This window comes from Pseudomonas sp. MEJ108 (genome assembly GCF_030208985.1).
Taxonomy (GTDB): Bacteria; Pseudomonadota; Gammaproteobacteria; order Pseudomonadales; family Pseudomonadaceae; genus Aquipseudomonas; species Aquipseudomonas fragariae.
On sequence record NZ_JARVSW010000049.1, the window covers coordinates 130,641 to 146,611 of the forward strand.

The 15,971-nt window shown below is 60.4% G+C and carries 15 protein-coding genes; 7 read left to right on the forward strand and 8 right to left on the reverse strand.

Features of this window, described 5'->3' with window-relative positions:
- Positions 1–48: 48 nt before the first annotated feature.
- Positions 49–1,080 (reverse strand): Ldh family oxidoreductase, encoded by a 1,032-nt coding sequence (locus QRN50_RS20910; RefSeq protein ID WP_024642427.1) that lies wholly within the window; start codon positions 1,078–1,080, stop codon positions 49–51.
- A gap of 259 nt (positions 1,081–1,339) precedes the next feature.
- Between QRN50_RS20910 and QRN50_RS20915 the strand changes: the two genes are divergently transcribed.
- Positions 1,340–2,368 carry a FecR family protein gene (locus tag QRN50_RS20915; RefSeq protein ID WP_011267457.1) on the forward strand — a complete coding sequence of 343 codons (1,029 nt, stop codon included), beginning with the start codon at positions 1,340–1,342 and terminating at the stop codon, positions 2,366–2,368.
- A gap of 225 nt (positions 2,369–2,593) precedes the next feature.
- On the forward strand, positions 2,594–2,986 hold the full coding sequence (locus QRN50_RS20920; protein WP_004408469.1) for a hypothetical protein: 393 nt from the start codon (positions 2,594–2,596) through the stop codon (positions 2,984–2,986).
- 19 nt (positions 2,987–3,005) lie between these two features.
- Here the strand turns inward: QRN50_RS20920 and QRN50_RS20925 are convergent, their stop codons facing one another.
- Positions 3,006–3,194, reverse strand: coding sequence for a hypothetical protein (locus QRN50_RS20925; protein WP_003393013.1), 189 nt, complete (start codon positions 3,192–3,194; stop codon positions 3,006–3,008).
- A gap of 246 nt (positions 3,195–3,440) precedes the next feature.
- Here QRN50_RS20925 and QRN50_RS20930 point away from each other — a divergent pair, with 246 nt between their 5' ends.
- Positions 3,441–5,249: a monovalent cation:proton antiporter-2 (CPA2) family protein gene (locus QRN50_RS20930; protein WP_096126700.1), complete on the forward strand. Its 1,809-nt coding sequence runs from the start codon at positions 3,441–3,443 to the stop codon at positions 5,247–5,249.
- A 36-nt stretch (positions 5,250–5,285) separates the two neighbouring features.
- Here QRN50_RS20930 and QRN50_RS20935 read toward each other — a convergent pair whose 3' ends face one another.
- The 3 genes from QRN50_RS20935 to moaB form a co-directional block, all read right to left on the reverse strand.
- The gene (locus tag QRN50_RS20935; protein ID WP_011267456.1) at positions 5,286–6,212 is read right to left on the reverse strand and encodes a glycosyltransferase family 2 protein; all 927 of its coding nucleotides are present in this window, start codon (positions 6,210–6,212) and stop codon (positions 5,286–5,288) included.
- Between the two features lie 89 nt (positions 6,213–6,301).
- A complete protein-coding gene (locus QRN50_RS20940; protein WP_024642428.1) occupies positions 6,302–7,513 on the reverse strand; it encodes a molybdopterin molybdotransferase MoeA in 1,212 nt (403 codons plus the stop codon).
- 6 nt (positions 7,514–7,519) lie between these two features.
- Positions 7,520–8,059, reverse strand: a complete 540-nt coding sequence (gene moaB / locus QRN50_RS20945) for a molybdenum cofactor biosynthesis protein B (protein ID WP_002553131.1) — start codon at positions 8,057–8,059, stop codon at positions 7,520–7,522.
- A gap of 75 nt (positions 8,060–8,134) precedes the next feature.
- Here moaB and mobA point away from each other — a divergent pair, with 75 nt between their 5' ends.
- Both mobA and QRN50_RS20955 read left to right on the forward strand, forming a co-directional pair.
- Positions 8,135–8,740: a molybdenum cofactor guanylyltransferase MobA gene (gene mobA, locus QRN50_RS20950; RefSeq protein ID WP_024642429.1), complete on the forward strand. Its 606-nt coding sequence runs from the start codon at positions 8,135–8,137 to the stop codon at positions 8,738–8,740.
- 96 nt (positions 8,741–8,836) lie between these two features.
- Positions 8,837–9,061 (forward strand): YgdI/YgdR family lipoprotein, encoded by a 225-nt coding sequence (locus tag QRN50_RS20955; RefSeq protein WP_003315600.1) that lies wholly within the window; start codon positions 8,837–8,839, stop codon positions 9,059–9,061.
- A gap of 77 nt (positions 9,062–9,138) precedes the next feature.
- Here QRN50_RS20955 and QRN50_RS20960 read toward each other — a convergent pair whose 3' ends face one another.
- Positions 9,139–10,029 carry a pseudouridine synthase gene (locus QRN50_RS20960; protein WP_024642430.1) on the reverse strand — a complete coding sequence of 297 codons (891 nt, stop codon included), beginning with the start codon at positions 10,027–10,029 and terminating at the stop codon, positions 9,139–9,141.
- A 185-nt stretch (positions 10,030–10,214) separates the two neighbouring features.
- Between QRN50_RS20960 and QRN50_RS20965 the strand changes: the two genes are divergently transcribed.
- A complete protein-coding gene (locus QRN50_RS20965; RefSeq protein ID WP_096126701.1) occupies positions 10,215–11,069 on the forward strand; it encodes a shikimate dehydrogenase in 855 nt (284 codons plus the stop codon).
- A 3-nt stretch (positions 11,070–11,072) separates the two neighbouring features.
- Here the strand turns inward: QRN50_RS20965 and QRN50_RS20970 are convergent, their stop codons facing one another.
- Both QRN50_RS20970 and quiC read right to left on the reverse strand, forming a co-directional pair.
- Entirely contained in the window at positions 11,073–11,729 is a 657-nt protein-coding gene (locus QRN50_RS20970) for a TetR/AcrR family transcriptional regulator (RefSeq protein ID WP_003416207.1), read from the reverse strand.
- A 107-nt stretch (positions 11,730–11,836) separates the two neighbouring features.
- Positions 11,837–13,744, reverse strand: coding sequence for a 3-dehydroshikimate dehydratase QuiC (quiC, locus tag QRN50_RS20975; RefSeq protein WP_096126702.1), 1,908 nt, complete (start codon positions 13,742–13,744; stop codon positions 11,837–11,839).
- A gap of 617 nt (positions 13,745–14,361) precedes the next feature.
- On the opposite strand from quiC, the gene QRN50_RS20980 reads away from it, so the two are divergent.
- Positions 14,362–15,690: an MFS transporter gene (locus QRN50_RS20980; RefSeq protein WP_011267450.1), complete on the forward strand. Its 1,329-nt coding sequence runs from the start codon at positions 14,362–14,364 to the stop codon at positions 15,688–15,690.
- Positions 15,691–15,971: the final 281 nt, after the last annotated feature.

Consider the following 15,971-nt stretch of genomic DNA (forward strand, 5'->3'; position numbering starts at 1 on the left):
CTGATACAAGACTGGTCGCGACGAATGGTCAGTGAATTTGTAAATGCCTCAATGACCCGCCAGTGCTTGCAGGCGCTCCAGGTCAGTCTGGGCGATGCTGATACCGTGTGCCATTGATCGCGCGCGTTCGCTATAACGCCGATCCCCCGGCAGACGCTCCTGCCCTGCCCCATGGAGCTGTCGTACCAGCTCCTCGCTGCGCTGCGCAAACGACTGACCACTGCCCTTGTCAGGATCGATGACGATCAGCAACTGACCGGTCCAGGGTGTCTGTGCCCCGGGATGCTTCGACCAGTCGAATTCGAATGAGAAATTGCCCCCAGTCAGCCCTGCGGCCAGCAGCTCGACCATCATCGACAGTGCTGAGCCCTTGTGCCCGCCGAAGGGCAACAACGCGCCGCCCTCGAGAATGGCGCGGGGCTCTTCAGTGGGCTGGCCGTCGCGATCGACGCCCATGCCTGCTGGCAGCAATCGACCTTCGCGTGCGGCGATCTGCACATCACCGTGGGCAACGGCGCTGGTCGCCAGATCGAAAACCACAGGCTCGCCGCCTGCACGGGGCGCGGCGAAAGCAATCGGGTTGGTACCGAACAGGGGCTGACGCGCGCCATGCGGCACAACGCAGGTCATGCTGTTGACCATGCTCAGGGCGACCAGCCCCTGTTCGGCGAAAGGCTCCACATCCGGCCATAACGCAGCGAAGTGATGAGAGTTGCGAATGGCCAGAACCGCAATGCCGGCACTGCGCGCCTTGTCGATCAACAGAGCTCTGGCCGCCGCCAGTGCGGGCTGGGCAAAACCGCCTCCGGCATCGACCCGGACAAACGCAGCGCCGACATCCTCGACCACCGGCACAGCCTTGCCATCCACCCAACCGCTGGCCAGCGATGAGAGGTAGCCGGGAATGCGAAAGATGCCATGGCTGTGCGAGCCATCACGCTGGGCGCTGGCGCAGTTCTCGGCAAGCACCTCGGCAACCTCTGCGCGGGTGCCATGGGCGAGGAAGATTCGGCGCAACAGATCTGTCAGTTGCTCAAGGGAAACGGCCCGGGTCGACTGATCGGCAGGATTGGCGCGCATTTGGAACTCCTGTTCATGGCGGTAGATCGAGAACGCTAGCGAGAACGACAAGGCGAATGCAAGCCCCGAGAGTAGCGCTGCGGACGCTGCAAGGACACTCCCCGGGCAATAGCACTCAGGATGCGACGGGGAGTTTTCAATGAGAGCCGCTTGCATTCACCAGAAAATACGCAGCACCTTCATGGGCAATGGCCTGCAAATGTTCTCTCTGCCTGAAATCAAAGGGTAGAATGCGCCGAAGGTATAGGCTGGAGCGCCCATGAGCGACCCTCTTTTCAGCAAGGCAGAACACGACGCGATCACCGATGCCGCTGCGCATTGGTGCATGCGCCTGCATGCAGAAGACTGTACCGCAGCAGAACGGAAAGCATTCGAGCAATGGCTGAAGGCCCACCCCCTGCATGCGATCGAATACAACGCAATGCTGGAAGTCTGGGACATCACCGGACAAATCGAACCGCTCAACCCGCCACCTGCGCGCCAAACCCAGGCTGCCCTGCCCGATCACGTTCGGCCTCGTCGCGGTCGCCGCTGGGCAAAACTGGCCACAGCCGCAGCGGTCGTTGCTCTGGCACTGCCGATCGCCGGGTATGTCGGCTGGCATCAGGGCTGGCTGCCTGACGCCTACGAAACTTACAACGCCGACACCGCCACACGCCTGGTCATGCTGGAAGACGGCAGCCGCGCCGAGCTGAACCTGGGTACCGAGCTGACCTACGCCAATTACCGGGATCGACGCAGCGTCACGCTGACAAAGGGCGAGGCGTTCTTTGAGGTCAGCCACGACAGCTCGCACCCTTTTGTGGTCGATGCCGGCGCAGGCAGCATCAGGGTCACCGGCACACGCTTCAACGTATGGATGTATCAGGATCAGGTACGCGTGACGCTGGTCGAGGGTTCGGTTCAGATCAACAGTGATCGTGCACATCCTTCTTCGAGCCACGCCCTGGCCCCCGGCATGCAGGCCAGTTACAAGGCAGGCGACGACGCTCCACTGATCAGCCAGACCGAAGCACGCGATACCAGCCTGGCGTGGCGCAATGGCAAGCTGATCTTCAATGACCTGCCGCTCAGCCAGGCACTGCCGTTGATCAATCGCTACCTGCAAACCCCCATTCTGCTGGCGGACAGTGCAACCGGAGCCATGCGCCTGGGCGGCAGTTACAACACTCACGACCTGTCGAGCCTGCTGGGCTCTCTGCCCAAGGTGTTGCCGGTGTATGTGACGCAGAATCAGAACGGCAACCCGGTACTCAACCGTCGCACCGCCGACGCTCCGAAAGGCTGATCGCACTCGCGGTCTTGCTGACGCGCGGTAATTTCGGCTGCGCCCATCGTCGGAACGATCTCTTCTCGCGCCCGTCGATTCTTCATCTAACCTCAAGCGCACCTCGCTGCAGCGAGCCTGTACAGGCTGGGCGGCGTATTTTTTTCCACTGATAACTGAGGTTTTGCCGAGCTCGTTCGTCTTAGTAATTGAGAGTGTTTAAAAAGCCTGAAAAGGAGTTTGCGGATGTTCAATCGCCAAGGAATCACGACTCGCACCCTGCTGCGGCAAACCGCAGTGGCTGCGCAGGCACAGTCGCCCGCTCTGGAGACCGAGCGGCCCGGAAACGAGCACATCCGGATGCTCCTGAAAAGCTTCGGCCTGCGCACCAGCCTGGTCAGGCTCAAGGTGCTCGACGCGCTAATGGTCTCGAGTGAAGAAGGCCACCCTCTGGGAGTGCGCGGCGTACACAGCCAGTTGCTCAGGCTCGATGTGCCGCTATCGTTTCTGAGCGTGCGCGAGGTGCTCAAGCGTCTGTGCGACGAGGGCGTGATCGACCTCAACGACGACAAGACCTACAGCCTGCACCCCCGCGCCCGGGAATGGCTGGGAGAAATTGGCAAGGACAGCGCCCGGTAACCGCATCGGTCACCAGCGCTTAGCGCTTGACCTTGCGACGCATGATGCCGTTGAGGATCACCACCAGCACCGCCACGCTGATTGCAATGTACTGAAAGGTCTTTTCGGTGATGGCACCGCTGTTTTGCAGATGCGACAAGCCCAGCATGATCGCCAGAACGCCGAGGGCGATCAGAATCGAGTAAATCAAACGCTGCTTGTTGGTCATAACGGTTTCCTGAATGCTCATGAGCAGGCAACTGACGCTGCCTGTTTGCGGGCATATCTTACGCCGATGCGCGACAGATGGCATCGTCACGCGCCTTGTCCCCCCCTCACGCGCGCCCTTTCCTGCAGGTTCTATCAACGACGTTGATTATCGTCATGCTGCGATGCGCGTTGCCGTGTAAAACTCCCATGCTTTAATACCGCCCCTGCTTCAACAGTGTGTTCAATTATTACCAAGGAGTTTTACATGCCCCATGAAGGCAGCCTGCTGCAGGTCGCAGTGGTATTCCTGCTCGCCGCCGTGCTGACTGTGCCGCTGGCCAAGCGGTTGAAGCTGGGCGCGGTGATCGGCTATTTGTTCGCCGGCGTGGTCATCGGCCCTTCGGTATTGGGCCTGATCGGTGATACCGAGAGCGTCAGCCATATTTCCGAACTTGGCGTGGTACTGCTGCTGTTCATCATTGGCCTGGAGCTTTCGCCCAAACGTTTATGGGTCATGCGCAAATCCGTGTTTGGCGTAGGCATGGCGCAGGTACTGCTGACCGGCCTGATCATCGGCGGGGTCGCCTTCGCTGCCTTCGGCCAGTCGCTGAACACCGCGGCCATTCTGGGCCTGGGCCTTGCCCTGTCGTCCACGGCCTTCGGCCTGCAGAGCCTGGCGGAACGCAAACAGCTGAACAGCCCGCACGGCAGGATGGCGTTCGCGATTCTGCTGTTTCAGGACATTGCGGCGATCCCGCTGATTGCCATGGTGCCGTTTCTGGCCGGGGCTGACCACGCGATGGACACCGGCGAAAGCATCAACCACGGTCTGCGCGTGCTGGGCAGCATTGCCATTGTGGTGATTGGCGGGCGCTATTTGCTGCGCCCGGTGTTCCGGATCGTCGCCAAGACCAAAATCCAGGAAGTTTCGACCGCCACGGCCTTGCTGGTGGTGATAGGCACAGCGTGGCTGATGGAACTGGTGGGAGTGTCCATGGCGCTGGGCGCGTTTCTTGCTGGCCTGTTGCTGGCCGACTCCGAATACCGTCACGAACTGGAAGCACAGATCGAACCGTTCAAAGGGTTATTGCTGGGGCTGTTCTTCATCAGTGTCGGCATGGGCGCCAACGTTGGCCTGTTGCTCAGCTCGCCGCTGATCGTGCTGGGCCTGACGCTGTTGCTGATCGCAATCAAGCTGCCGATGCTGTTCCTGATCGGTCGCACCCTTGGCGAACTCAACAACCGCAGCGCGCTGCAGCTGGGTCTGGTACTGGCCGCAGGCGGCGAGTTTGCCTTTGTGGTGTTCAAGATCGGCAGCGCTCAGGGGCTGTTCGAGGCCGGGCTATACGACATGCTGGTGTTGACCATCACCTTGTCGATGGCGGTCACGCCGTTGCTGTTCATTGCTCTGGCGCGCTGGATCAAACCCAAGGTCAAGCCTGTCGAGGTGCCGGAGGAATACCGCGATATCCAGACCGACAAACCACGCGTCGTCATTGCCGGCATGGGCCGTATGGGACAGATTGTCGCGCGTATCCTGCGCGCGCAGAAGATTCCTTTCATCGCCCTGGATACCGCCGTCGAGTCCATCGAGTTCTCCCGTAGCTTTGGCAATGTACCGGTCTTCTATGGCGACCCGTTGCGCCCGGAAATACTGCGTGCCGCCAAAGTCGATGAGGCCGAATACTTCGTCATCGCGACCGATGATCCTGACACCAACATCAAGACTGCCGAGCTGATCCGCAAGCTGTATCCGCACATGAAGATCATTGCCCGCGCACGTAACCGCCAGCATGTTCATCGGTTGATGGACCTGGGCGCTCACGCGGTTCGCGAAACGTTCTATTCAAGCCTGGAAATGAGTCGCCAGACCCTCATGGGCCTGGGCCTCAGCGAAACACAGGCCGACGCACGCATCAGTCGCTTCAAACGTCACGACGAACAGGTGCTGGCCGCTCAGCATGAGGTGTATGACGACGACGCCAAGGTCATGCAGACCGCCCGCGAAGCCAGGGCCGACCTCGCGCAACTGTTCGAGGCAGACCGTCTGGACGAAGAAGCCGCGAAAAGCTGACCTGCTCATGCGCCGCAGGCTGGTCTGCGGCGCAACTCAGGCGTAGGGGCTGTCCCAGTAACGCGCGTACATGCCGAGCTTCTTCTTCACGCCGCGGGGCAAGCGTTTTTCCTGCCGGCTCAGCTTGTAGGCCAGCAGCTTCAGCGCATTACGCACGAACGACACAGGCCACCAGAGGATTCGCCGGGGACCGAGGAATTTCAGCTCGGACTTGACGTAACGCATGCCCTCGCCACCAATGCCGCCAAAGGTTTCGTAGATCCACGCTTCGCGGGCCTGGAACACACCGATATCAAAGTAACGACGAAACTCTTCGCGCAGGCTGTAATTGTGGGAGTGACGGCAGACCGCCGAGCCTTCGTAAGCCGCTTTCCAGCCATCGATGAGCATTTTCGCGGTGACGTACATGTCTTCTGAAAGAATCACATGCCGCGGGAAACCGCCAATGGCCCGCAACGCTTCGCCCCGATAGGCCGCAAACGAGTTGGACATGAATGGCGTCTTGATGCCCAGCGTCCCGGCATCGGCCAGCGTTTTGATCTGCGAGGTCGGCGGGTAATTGAACAACCGTGCATGCTGGGCCAGCAGGTTGGCATCCTTGTGCGGCAGCTGTCGCCCGCACACAGCACCGACCTTCGGGTCGGCGAAGGGCAACAGAATGTTGGCAATGGCATTGATGTCTTCAACGTACGCATCCTGGGTCATGAAGACATACACGTCATAGTCGGGATGCAGATCGACCATCATCTGCCGGGTGCCGCCGTGGTTGAAATCCTTGCTGTCGATGCGCAGCACATTGGCACATCGCGCTTGCGCCAGCTCCAGCGTGCCATCCGAGGAACTGGAGTCCACGATCAGCGTATCGAAGCTGGCAGTCTGCGCAGCCAGTGAATCCAGCAGACGTTCCAGATCCTTGCGTCCGTTGTAGGTCGGGATCACACAAGCCACTCTCAATGGCGCCATAACAATACTCCAGGGCGAAGTCCGGTTGCCCACTGTGTCAGCGTTGTTGAGAGTAGCTCATGCGTACCCGCCCCACCATTCGAATGCACTCAGCCGAGCACTTCACTCAACGGAATGAAGTTGACCCAGTCGCCTTCGGCCACGGTCGAGCCTTCGCGGACTTCAATCAGACCATCGGCCCATGCAGCGCTGCGCAATACGCCCGAACTCTGATTGCGATAAGCCACGGCCCGGCCCTGCTCCAGACGGCCGCGCAGGTACTCGCGGCGATTGCCAGGACGCGTCCAGACAAACCCGGCAGGCACCGGAAACTGCAAGGGGGCGACGTCGATCACGCCCTGGCGACGCAGCAGGTAAGCCCTGGCCAGCAAGGCGAAGGTGACCAGCGTAGAGGCCGGATTGCCAGGCAGACCGATCACCGGCACACCCCGGAAATGCCCGAAGGTCAGCGGCTTGCCAGGCTTGATCGCCAGCTTCCAGAGGGTCAGTTCGCCCTCTTCACGCAATGCGTGGCCGAGGAAATCCGCTTCGCCCACGGACACTCCGCCTGTTGAGAGAATCAGATCGACGCCCTGCAGATTCGCCAGCGCAGCGCGAGTCTTGTCCAGATCATCAGGCAGGATGCCTGCATCCACGACCTCGCATTCCAGTCGTTTCAACCAGCTGCACAGCAACACCCGGTTGCTGTTGTAGATCTGCCCCGGCCCCAATGGCTGACCGGGCTCAATCAACTCGTCGCCCGTGGACAACACCGCGACCCGCACGCGACGAATGACCTCCAGCTCGGCGAGGCCCAGCGAGGCCGCCAGACCCAGTTCGATCGGACCCAGCCGCGTGCCGGCGGCCAGCACGGTATCGCCGACCCGGGTTTCCTGGCCTTGCGGACGAATATTCTGCCCGGCGCCCAGCGGCTCGTTGAAGCGCACACGCTGATCCGCCTGCACCTCGGCGTTTTCCTGCATCTCGACGCAGTCAGCGCCTTCAGGCATCGGCGCGCCGGTGAAGATACGCGCACAGGTGCCAGGGGGCAGAGGCTCGGGGGCCTGACCGGCGAAGATGCGCTGACTGACGCTCAACGGCTCGCCGCGCCAGTCCGCCACGCGCAAGGCATAACCGTCCATGGCGCTGTTCGGCCAGGGCGGCAGATCCAGCGTGGAGACCAGATCGACTGCCAGTACCCGGCCCTCGGCATCGGCCAGCGAGACGCGTTGGCGCTCGGTGATCGGCGTGGCTTCGGCCATCTTCAGCAGCCGTGCAATGGCGTCTTCAACAGGCAGCAGGGTTTTCGGCTCGTGGCTCATGAGCACTCAACCACGGGTCGCACAGGGCTCGGCCTGCTTGAGGTGAGGCACAAAGTTGCAAGGCCGGAACCGCGAATCCAGCTGTTGGGCGAGAATGCCGTCCCATGCCGTGCGCACCGCATTGGTGGAGCCCGGCAGGCAGCACACCAGCGTGCCGTTGGACAGGCCGGCCAGCGCGCGGGACTGAATGGTCGAGGTGCCGATATCCGGCACCGATATCTGCCGGAACAGCTCACCGAAACCATCGACCTGCTTGTCCAGCAGGCAGGCCACGGCTTCAGGCGTGCTGTCACGGCCGGTGAAGCCGGTGCCACCGGTGATCAGCACCACCTGCACCTGATCGTCGGCAATCCAGGTCGCTACCTGCGCGCGGATCTTGTACAGGTCATCCTTGAGCAGCACGCGCTCGATCAGGCCGTGGCCTGCGTCGGTCAGGCGGTCGACGAACATCTGGCCCGAGGTATCGGTTTCTCGGGTGCGAGTATCGCTGACGGTCAGTACGGCGATATTAAGGGGTACGAAAGGTGTGTCAGCCTTGGCTTTCATGGCCTCATCCAGTTGTTAAGAAAACAGGCGGGTGTTATATCACAGCCCTCCTTTTGACTGCCCGACGAGTGTTCGATGAATGTTCCTGCCCCACTGCCGCCCTGCTCTATTCTGCTGCTGGCCGGAGGCCGGGGACAGCGCATGGGCGGGCGTGACAAGGGCCTGATCGAATGGCAGGGCACTGCGCTGATCGAGCACCTGCACCGGCTGACCCGGCCACTGACCGACGACCTGATCATTTCCTGCAATCGCAATATCGATCGCTATGCGCGTTACGCCGATCGACTGGTGCAGGACGACGATACCGATTTCAACGGGCCTCTGGCCGGAATACGTGCCGCGCTGCCTCTGGCGCGACATCGATGGTTGCTGATCCTGCCCTGCGACGTACCTTTGGTCGATGCAGCGTTGCTGCGCGCATTGCGTGAAAAAGCCTCTGAATACCCGGAGCGACCGATAATGGTGCGTGAAGGTCAGCACTGGCAGCCGCTTTTAGGTATGATCCCTGTCGCTCACGCCGCAACGCTGGAAGCCGCATGGCAGGCCGGCGAGCGCAGCCCGAGACGGGCTCTGGAGCCGCTGCAACCGGTCGCCCTGCAACTGGAAGCCGGCGATCCACGCCTGGCCAACCTGAACACTCCCTGTCTGTTGACCGGGATCAGTGAAAACCGCAACAAGTGACTGGTCATTGAAGTTGCTGCGGGTGTATACGGAACTTGCTGACGGTGTATCCGTCTGAGAGTTCAGCAAATCAAGAATCCATCTGGAGACACAGTAATGAAACAACGGACCCTTCCCGCTGCCTTCCTGCTTGCACTGAGCATTGCCTCCCTCGCCGGCTGCGCATCGCCCACTGTGATCACCTTGAATGATGGTCGTGAAATCCAGGCTGTCGACACGCCGAAGTACGATGAAGACTCGGGCTTCTACGAGTTCAAGCAACTTGACGGCAAGCAGACCCGCATCAACAAGGATCAGGTACGTACCGTCAAGGATCTGTGATCCGGGCGTCGCGTTACTGATTTGAAAAAACCCGCCGAGTGCGGGTTTTTTTTGCCTGTCATTTCACTGTCCCTGTACTACCAGTCGAGCGTCAACAGGCTCTCGAAGTGGCGCTGCTCGCCACTGAGCGGATCGACGAAGCGCAAGCTGCTGGCCAGCAGCTTCAAAGGATTTTGATAGTCGTCCACCGGGTCTTTCACAACGTCCGGGTAAAACGGGTCGTTGCAGATGGCAGCACCCAGTGCAGCCATGTGTACACGCAGCTGATGCTTTTTGCCGGTCACCGGGTAAAGCCCGTAACGCCACAATTTATCCTGCCGTTCGAGCACCTCGATCTGCGTGCGGGTGTTGCTCGCGCCGATACCTTCCTGCATGCGAAAGAACGGTTCGCCCTCGACCAGACGGCTCTCGTGCAGACGCGGAAACGCCAGCCCCGGCAGCGCTGGCGCAATGGCTTGGTAAAACTTGTCGATGCGCCGGGTGGGAAACAAGGCCTGATAAGCCGAGCGCGTCTGCCGGTTGGCGGAAAACAGCACCAGCCCTGCGGTGTGCCGGTCGATGCGGTGCAGCGGCACCAGATCAGGATTGTCCAGGCGATGGATCAAGCGGCGCAGCAAGGTTTGTTCGACGTACTCGCCTGCGGGTGTCACCGGGAGGAAGTGCGGCTTGTCAGCCACCACCAGATGCTCGTCGGCGTAGAGGATCGTTTCAACTACGGGGATCGGCGTTTCGTTGGCAACCTCACGAAAGTAGTGAACCCGCAGCCCTTCCCGGTACGCCAGATCAGGCGCGATGGCCTTGCCGTTTTCGTCCAGCACCCGGTCGCGAGCAAACCGATCCAGCCACTGTTCGCGGCTGATGGCCGGAAATTTCGCGCACAGGCAATCGAGCACCGTGGCCCACGAGCCGGGTGGCAGGTACAACGTACTGGCTTGCTGCTGTGCGGCGCTGAAGACGGACTCGGACATGCAGGGACTCGAACTCGTGTAAGCCTGGAGCGGCTGGCCGTGGATTATCACTGATTAGTGCGATCACCGCACAACATCGCTGCGTGGTAATCGACTCCTGCCTGCGGCACTATTAACCATCTGGTACATTCCGTTTAACACCTGCCGCCAACCGGGCAGTGACACAAAAACAAGAGACGTATTTTATGACTCATGCTGAAAAACCCTCCATCCTCGCCGGCCTGATCGGCTCGGGCATCCAGGCCTCGCGGACACCTGCCATGCACGAGCATGAAGGCGATGCACAAGGCATGCGCTATCTGTATCGGCTGATCGATATCGACGCCCTGCAAGTGGACATCCACGCCCTGCCCCAGCTTCTGGAAGGCGCCCGACAGTGCGGTTTCACCGGCCTGAATATCACCTTCCCCTGCAAGCAGGCGGTCATCCCGTTACTGGACGAGCTGTCCGACGAAGCGCGCGGTATCGGCGCGGTGAATACGGTGGTGTTCAAGGACGGCAAGCGCATCGGTCACAACACCGACTGCCTGGGCTTTGCCGAAGGCTTTCAGCGCGGCCTGGACAAGGCCCCACGCCAACAGGTAGTGCAGATGGGTGCAGGTGGCGCGGGCGCTGCCGTGGCTCATGCGCTGCTGAGCGCAGGCGTCGAGCGCCTCAGCGTGTTCGAGGTCGAGCCGCAACGCGCCCAGGGGCTGGTGGACAACCTCAACCAGCACTTCGGTGCCGGACGCGCGCAGGTGGGTACCGACCTGCCTGCGGCGATGGCCGAAGCCGACGGACTGGTCAATACCACGCCGGTCGGCATGACCAAACTGCCGGGTACGCCGTTGCCGGTCGAGTTGCTGCGGCCTGAACTGTGGGTGGCGGAAATCATTTACTTTCCGCTGGAAACCGAACTGCTCAGGCATGCCCGCGCACTGGGCTGCCGCACCCTGGATGGCAGCACCATGGCGGTGTTTCAGGCGGTCAAGGCCTTCGAACTGTTCAGTGGCAAGTCCGCCGATGCAGAGCGGATGATGGCGCACTTCCACACGTTGTAAACATCAGCGCTTGAGATAACGCAACACAGCGTCGCAGATCATTGCCTTGTGACGCTGTTTGACCTCTTCGCTCCACAGCTCGATCTGAAAGATTTCGCTGAAGGTATGGCGGTTGGAGATCCGGTAAAAGCAGAACGAGCTGATCATCAGGTGCAGGTCAACCGGATGAACGCCGTCACGAAACAGGCCGCTGGCTTCACCACGACGCAGGATGCCGTCGAGCGCCCTGATGATGTTCTGGCTCTTGGCCTGAATCGACTCGGACTGTTTGACGTTCTCGCCGTTATGGATGTTTTCGATGCACACGATGCGCACGAAATCGACATTGCTGTCGTGGTGATCGAAGGTGAACTCGACCACGCGATGAATCGCTTCCACAGGCTCGAGTTCGGACAGATTGAGCTGGCTCTCGGTGTTGCGAATCGCGCCGTAGAGTTTTTCCAGCACTTCGACGTACAGCTGCTCCTTGCTGCCGAAGTAGTAATAGATCATCCGTTTCGAGGTCTTGGTGCGCTCGGCAATGGCATCGACACGCGCACCCGACAGGCCATGGGCGACAAACTCGGCAACGGCGGCCTGCAGAATGTCTTCGCGGGTCTTTTCCGGATTGTTCTTGCGCCCTTTCGACGCAACGGCAACGGAGTCGTCAGTTGTTTTCATTGTTGGCTCATGACCACGAGTGATGCGCGGAGTATGAAGCCGACCGGCAACCGAGGGAAGCCGCGAGGGCGTCGAACCCTCGCAGCGGCTCTGCAATCGGATTCGCCTTACAGACGCGCCTGACGTGCTGCCACATTGCGCGCCTTGGCCATCGCAGCCAGACGCACCGGGACGTTGGCAGCGCCATACCCTGCGTAACCGTTCTTGCGCTGCAGGATTTCGAAGAAGAAGCGCCCGTCGAACGCATCGGTGTAGACGTGGAACAACTCGCCACCCTGCGCATCGCGGTCATAGAGCACGTTGTAATACGCCAGTTCGCTGAGAAACTCCTCGTCGAAATCGAAGCGTGCCGCCAGGTCATCGTAGTAATTGAGCGGGATGTCCAGCAACGGCACGCCCGCTTCCTTGGCGCGGCTTACCTCGGCAAAGATGTCTTCGCAGGAAAATGCGATGTGGTGCACACCCGAGCCGCGATAGCTCGACAGCGCATGGGAAATGGCCGTGTTGCGATTTTCGGAAATATTCAACGGCAAGCGCACGGTGCTGCAACGGCTGCGCAGCGCCCGGCTCTTGACCAGGCCGTAGGGGTCGGGCAAGACCACTTCGTCGTCAGCCTCGAAATCCAGAATGCTTTTGTAGAACAAAACCCAGCTGTCCAGACTGTCGGCCGGCAGCGCCATGGCCATGTGGTCGATACGCTGCAACCCGCCCTTGGCGACGGCTTGCGGATCGACGACAAAATCGCTGTCGTAAATCGATTCTCCCGGTGCGGCGTTATCCACCAGATAGATCAGGCTGCCGTCGGGCGCGCGGACCGACGGAATCTCCCGTTCATTGGGACCGACCAGGCCACGATAGGGCTGGCCCTTGAAAGCACGCGCGCGTTCCAGCGACTGATGACCGTCGTCGACGCGCAAGGCGGTGGCGCACAACGAAGGGCCATGCGCCTCGAAAAAACTGTGGGCGAAGGAATAGGGTTCGGCATTGAGCACAATCCTGATATCGCCCTGCCCCAGCAAACTGACCGCCTTGGAGCGATGCTGACCCAGCTTGGCAAAGCCCAGCCGTTGCAGCCAGCCCGACAGGCGAGCGCCGTGGCTCTCGTCAACGGCAAACTCGAGGAACTCGACGCCATTGTAGGTACTGGCCGCAGGCGGATTGAAGAGGATTTCGGGAACCGCGGCCGGCTCGTCACGCGCCATCAGCTGGCGGGTTTTCTCTTCAAGATAAAGCAGCGAACGCAGACCGTCCGCGGCATTGGCGCGTGTCGGCGCTGCACGGAAGCCATCGTTGAACACTTCCAGCGACAACGGCCCGGTATAGCCACTGCGCAGGATCGGCGCGAGGAAGCCGGCCAGATCGAATTCACCCTGACCCGGGAAGCAGCGGAAATGGCGGCTCCACTCCAGCACATCCATCGCCAGAAGCGGCGCGTCGGCCATCTGCACGAAGAAGATCTTGTCGCCCGGGATCTGCGCGATGGCGCTCGGATCGCCCTTCAGCGACAGGGTATGAAAACTGTCGAGCAACACGCCTAGTGCCGGGTGGTCGACCTGGCGCATCAGGTTCCAGACCTGTTGCCAGGTGTTCACGTGCTTGCCCCAGGCCAGCGCTTCATAACCGACGCGCAGGTGACGGGCACCCGCGCGCTCGGCGAGCAGGCCCAGGTCATCGAGCAGAATGTTTTCGTCGCCCACCGAATCGGCAGACGCATTGCTGCAGACCAGCACCAGATCGGTGCCCAGCTCCTGCATCAGATCGAATTTGCGTTCGGCACGGTCGATATTGCGCTGCAGACGATCACGGCGGCAGCCTTCGAAATCGCGGAACGGCTGGAACAGGGTGATGGCGATGCCCAGGTCGGCACACATTTGCCTGATGTTGCGTGGGCTGCCGTCGTAATACAACAAGTCGTTTTCGAAAATCTCGACGCCGTCAAAGCCGGCTGCGGCGATGGCTTCGAGCTTTTCGGGCAGAGTACCGCTCAAGGATACGGTAGCAATTGAACGCTGCATGCTTTTCAGCTCCTGGATGAACGCGACCTGCTTGGATCGCGACTGGACAGCACCGCATTCCTGGCCTTTCCCGGCCTTATTCAGAGGTGCGAGTAAAGTATTTGCCTGTGAAAATACTACAGCAACATAAAGTGTACGAACCGGTTAGTTTTACGTTCGATTATCGAACAAAAGCCGTTTTACTCAATTGACGCTGTATCTCGCAATGCTCAACATCAGCATCACATTGCAGGATAGACCCGCAGCCAAACATTTTGATCTTCGCTTCATCAGCAGCAAACCCATAACAATTCAAAAAACAGGAACATTGCTCATGTGCACCCTTCTCGCTTTGCTCGCCCGATCGCCCGTCCGTCTTATCAGACGACATGTTCGACGAACCCACCCGGCCAAAAGCCCGGTCTGGGTCCGCGTCGCCTGAAACATTCCAACACACTTACGCGGCTCAACCTGTAAATTGTCGGCCCGACGGATCGTTTCGAGGACAGCCTGAGTCTAGAGGCCAGTCGAATCGCGGTTCTAAGACTTCACTTTACCTGCACAACGCCTGCATCGAGTGGACTTCTCAGTCCGACTGTTGCCAGCAGCACAGTCCTGGAACGGATGGTTAGAACATCATGCTTAACACCCAGACCAACCCTGTCGCCCAGGCCGCCCGTGCCGGGATGGGCGAAAAGATCCGCGGCGCACTCGCCGTCGGCAAGACTCGCTGGGGCATGCTCGCCCTGGTGTTCTTCGCCACTACGCTGAACTACATCGACCGTGCCGCGCTCGGCGTCATGCAGCCCATCCTAGCCAAGGAAATGAGCTGGACGGCGATGGACTACGCCAACATCAACTTCTGGTTTCAGGTGGGTTACGCGGTCGGCTTTGTGCTGCAGGGCCGCTTCATCGACAAGGTCGGCGTGAAGCGTGCATTCTTCCTCGCGGTGCTGCTGTGGAGCCTGGCGACCGGTGCTCACGGCCTGGCCACTTCCGCCGTGGGCTTCATGGTCTGCCGTTTCATTCTGGGCTTGACCGAAGCCGCCAATTACCCGGCCTGTGTGAAGACCACCCGCCTGTGGTTCCCTGCCGGTGAGCGTGCAGTGGCCACCGGTATCTTCAACGCCGGCACCAACGTTGGTGCCATGCTGACCCCGGCCCTGCTGCCGGTGATCCTCACGGTCTGGGGCTGGCAGGCCGCCTTCGTGGCGATGGGTTCGCTGGGGCTGCTCTGGGCTATCACCTGGCGCCTGAAGTACTACAACCCCGAAGAGCATCCGACCGTCAGCAAGACCGAGCTGGATTACATCAATCAGGAAGTCGAACCGGCTCCGGTCAAGGTGCCATTCACCGGCATTCTGAAGATGCGTGGCACATGGGCGTTCGCGCTGGCGTATGCGATCACTGCTCCGGTGTTCTGGTTTTACCTGTACTGGCTGCCGCCGTTCCTCAATCAGCAATACAACCTGGGGATCAGCGTGACGCAGATGGGTGTTCCGCTGATTCTGATCTGGCTGACGGCCGATTTCGGCAGTGTCGGTGGCGGTATCCTGTCGTCCTGGCTGATTGGTCGTGGCATGCGTGCGACGACTGCGCGGCTGTTGTCGATGCTGATCTTTGCCATCACGATCTGCAGCGTGGTGTTCGCCGCCAATGCCAGCGGGCTGTGGGTAGCGGTACTGGCCATTTCGCTTGCCGTGGGTGCGCATCAGGCCTGGACAGCGAATATCTGGAGCCTGGTGATGGACTACACCCCCAAGCACATGATGAGTACCGTGTTCGGCTTCGGCGGCATGTGCGCAGCCATCGGCGGTATGTTCATGACGCAGATCGTGGGTGCGGTGCTGACCGCCACCAATAACAACTACAACGTGTTGTTCACGATGATCCCGGCGATGTATTTCATTGCCCTGATCTGGATGTACTTCATGGCCCCTCGCAAGGTTCCGACGCTCAGCGAGTAATCGTCTGACGCAGCCCGAAAACCCAGAATGGCTATCGTCCCCACGCTCCGCGTGGGGATGCAGTTCGTGACGCTCTGCGTCACACAGCGGGTTTTCTCTGTCAGGTGGATTGGCGTTCGGCTCAGGTCACCTTTAACTCTCGTTCCTCACGCTCCGCGTGGGAATGCAGTTCGTGACGCTCCGCGTCACACGGCGGGTTTTCTTTGTCAGGTGGATTGGGGTTCGACTCAGGTCACCTTTTCGCCCCTCGGCGACCTACTTTGATGGGGCCAAAGTAGGCA

What these genes read in the sequence shown, in the direction of transcription:
- mobA (WP_024642429.1), top strand. Translation starts at nt 8,135, where the DNA reads ATGAATGTTCCTGCCCCACTGCCGCCCTGCTCTATTCTGCTGCTGGCC.
- QRN50_RS20930 (WP_096126700.1), top strand. Translation starts at nt 3,441, where the DNA reads ATGCCCCATGAAGGCAGCCTGCTGCAGGTCGCAGTGGTATTCCTGCTC.
- quiC (WP_096126702.1), bottom strand. Translation starts at nt 13,744, where the DNA reads ATGCAGCGTTCAATTGCTACCGTATCCTTGAGCGGTACTCTGCCCGAA.
- moaB (WP_002553131.1), bottom strand. Translation starts at nt 8,059, where the DNA reads ATGAAAGCCAAGGCTGACACACCTTTCGTACCCCTTAATATCGCCGTA.
- QRN50_RS20960 (WP_024642430.1), bottom strand. Translation starts at nt 10,029, where the DNA reads ATGTCCGAGTCCGTCTTCAGCGCCGCACAGCAGCAAGCCAGTACGTTG.
- QRN50_RS20965 (WP_096126701.1), top strand. Translation starts at nt 10,215, where the DNA reads ATGACTCATGCTGAAAAACCCTCCATCCTCGCCGGCCTGATCGGCTCG.
- QRN50_RS20940 (WP_024642428.1), bottom strand. Translation starts at nt 7,513, where the DNA reads ATGAGCCACGAGCCGAAAACCCTGCTGCCTGTTGAAGACGCCATTGCA.
- QRN50_RS20980 (WP_011267450.1), top strand. Translation starts at nt 14,362, where the DNA reads ATGCTTAACACCCAGACCAACCCTGTCGCCCAGGCCGCCCGTGCCGGG.
- QRN50_RS20935 (WP_011267456.1), bottom strand. Translation starts at nt 6,212, where the DNA reads ATGGCGCCATTGAGAGTGGCTTGTGTGATCCCGACCTACAACGGACGC.
- QRN50_RS20915 (WP_011267457.1), top strand. Translation starts at nt 1,340, where the DNA reads ATGAGCGACCCTCTTTTCAGCAAGGCAGAACACGACGCGATCACCGAT.
- QRN50_RS20955 (WP_003315600.1), top strand. Translation starts at nt 8,837, where the DNA reads ATGAAACAACGGACCCTTCCCGCTGCCTTCCTGCTTGCACTGAGCATT.
- QRN50_RS20920 (WP_004408469.1), top strand. Translation starts at nt 2,594, where the DNA reads ATGTTCAATCGCCAAGGAATCACGACTCGCACCCTGCTGCGGCAAACC.
- QRN50_RS20910 (WP_024642427.1), bottom strand. Translation starts at nt 1,080, where the DNA reads ATGCGCGCCAATCCTGCCGATCAGTCGACCCGGGCCGTTTCCCTTGAG.
- QRN50_RS20925 (WP_003393013.1), bottom strand. Translation starts at nt 3,194, where the DNA reads ATGACCAACAAGCAGCGTTTGATTTACTCGATTCTGATCGCCCTCGGC.
- QRN50_RS20970 (WP_003416207.1), bottom strand. Translation starts at nt 11,729, where the DNA reads ATGAAAACAACTGACGACTCCGTTGCCGTTGCGTCGAAAGGGCGCAAG.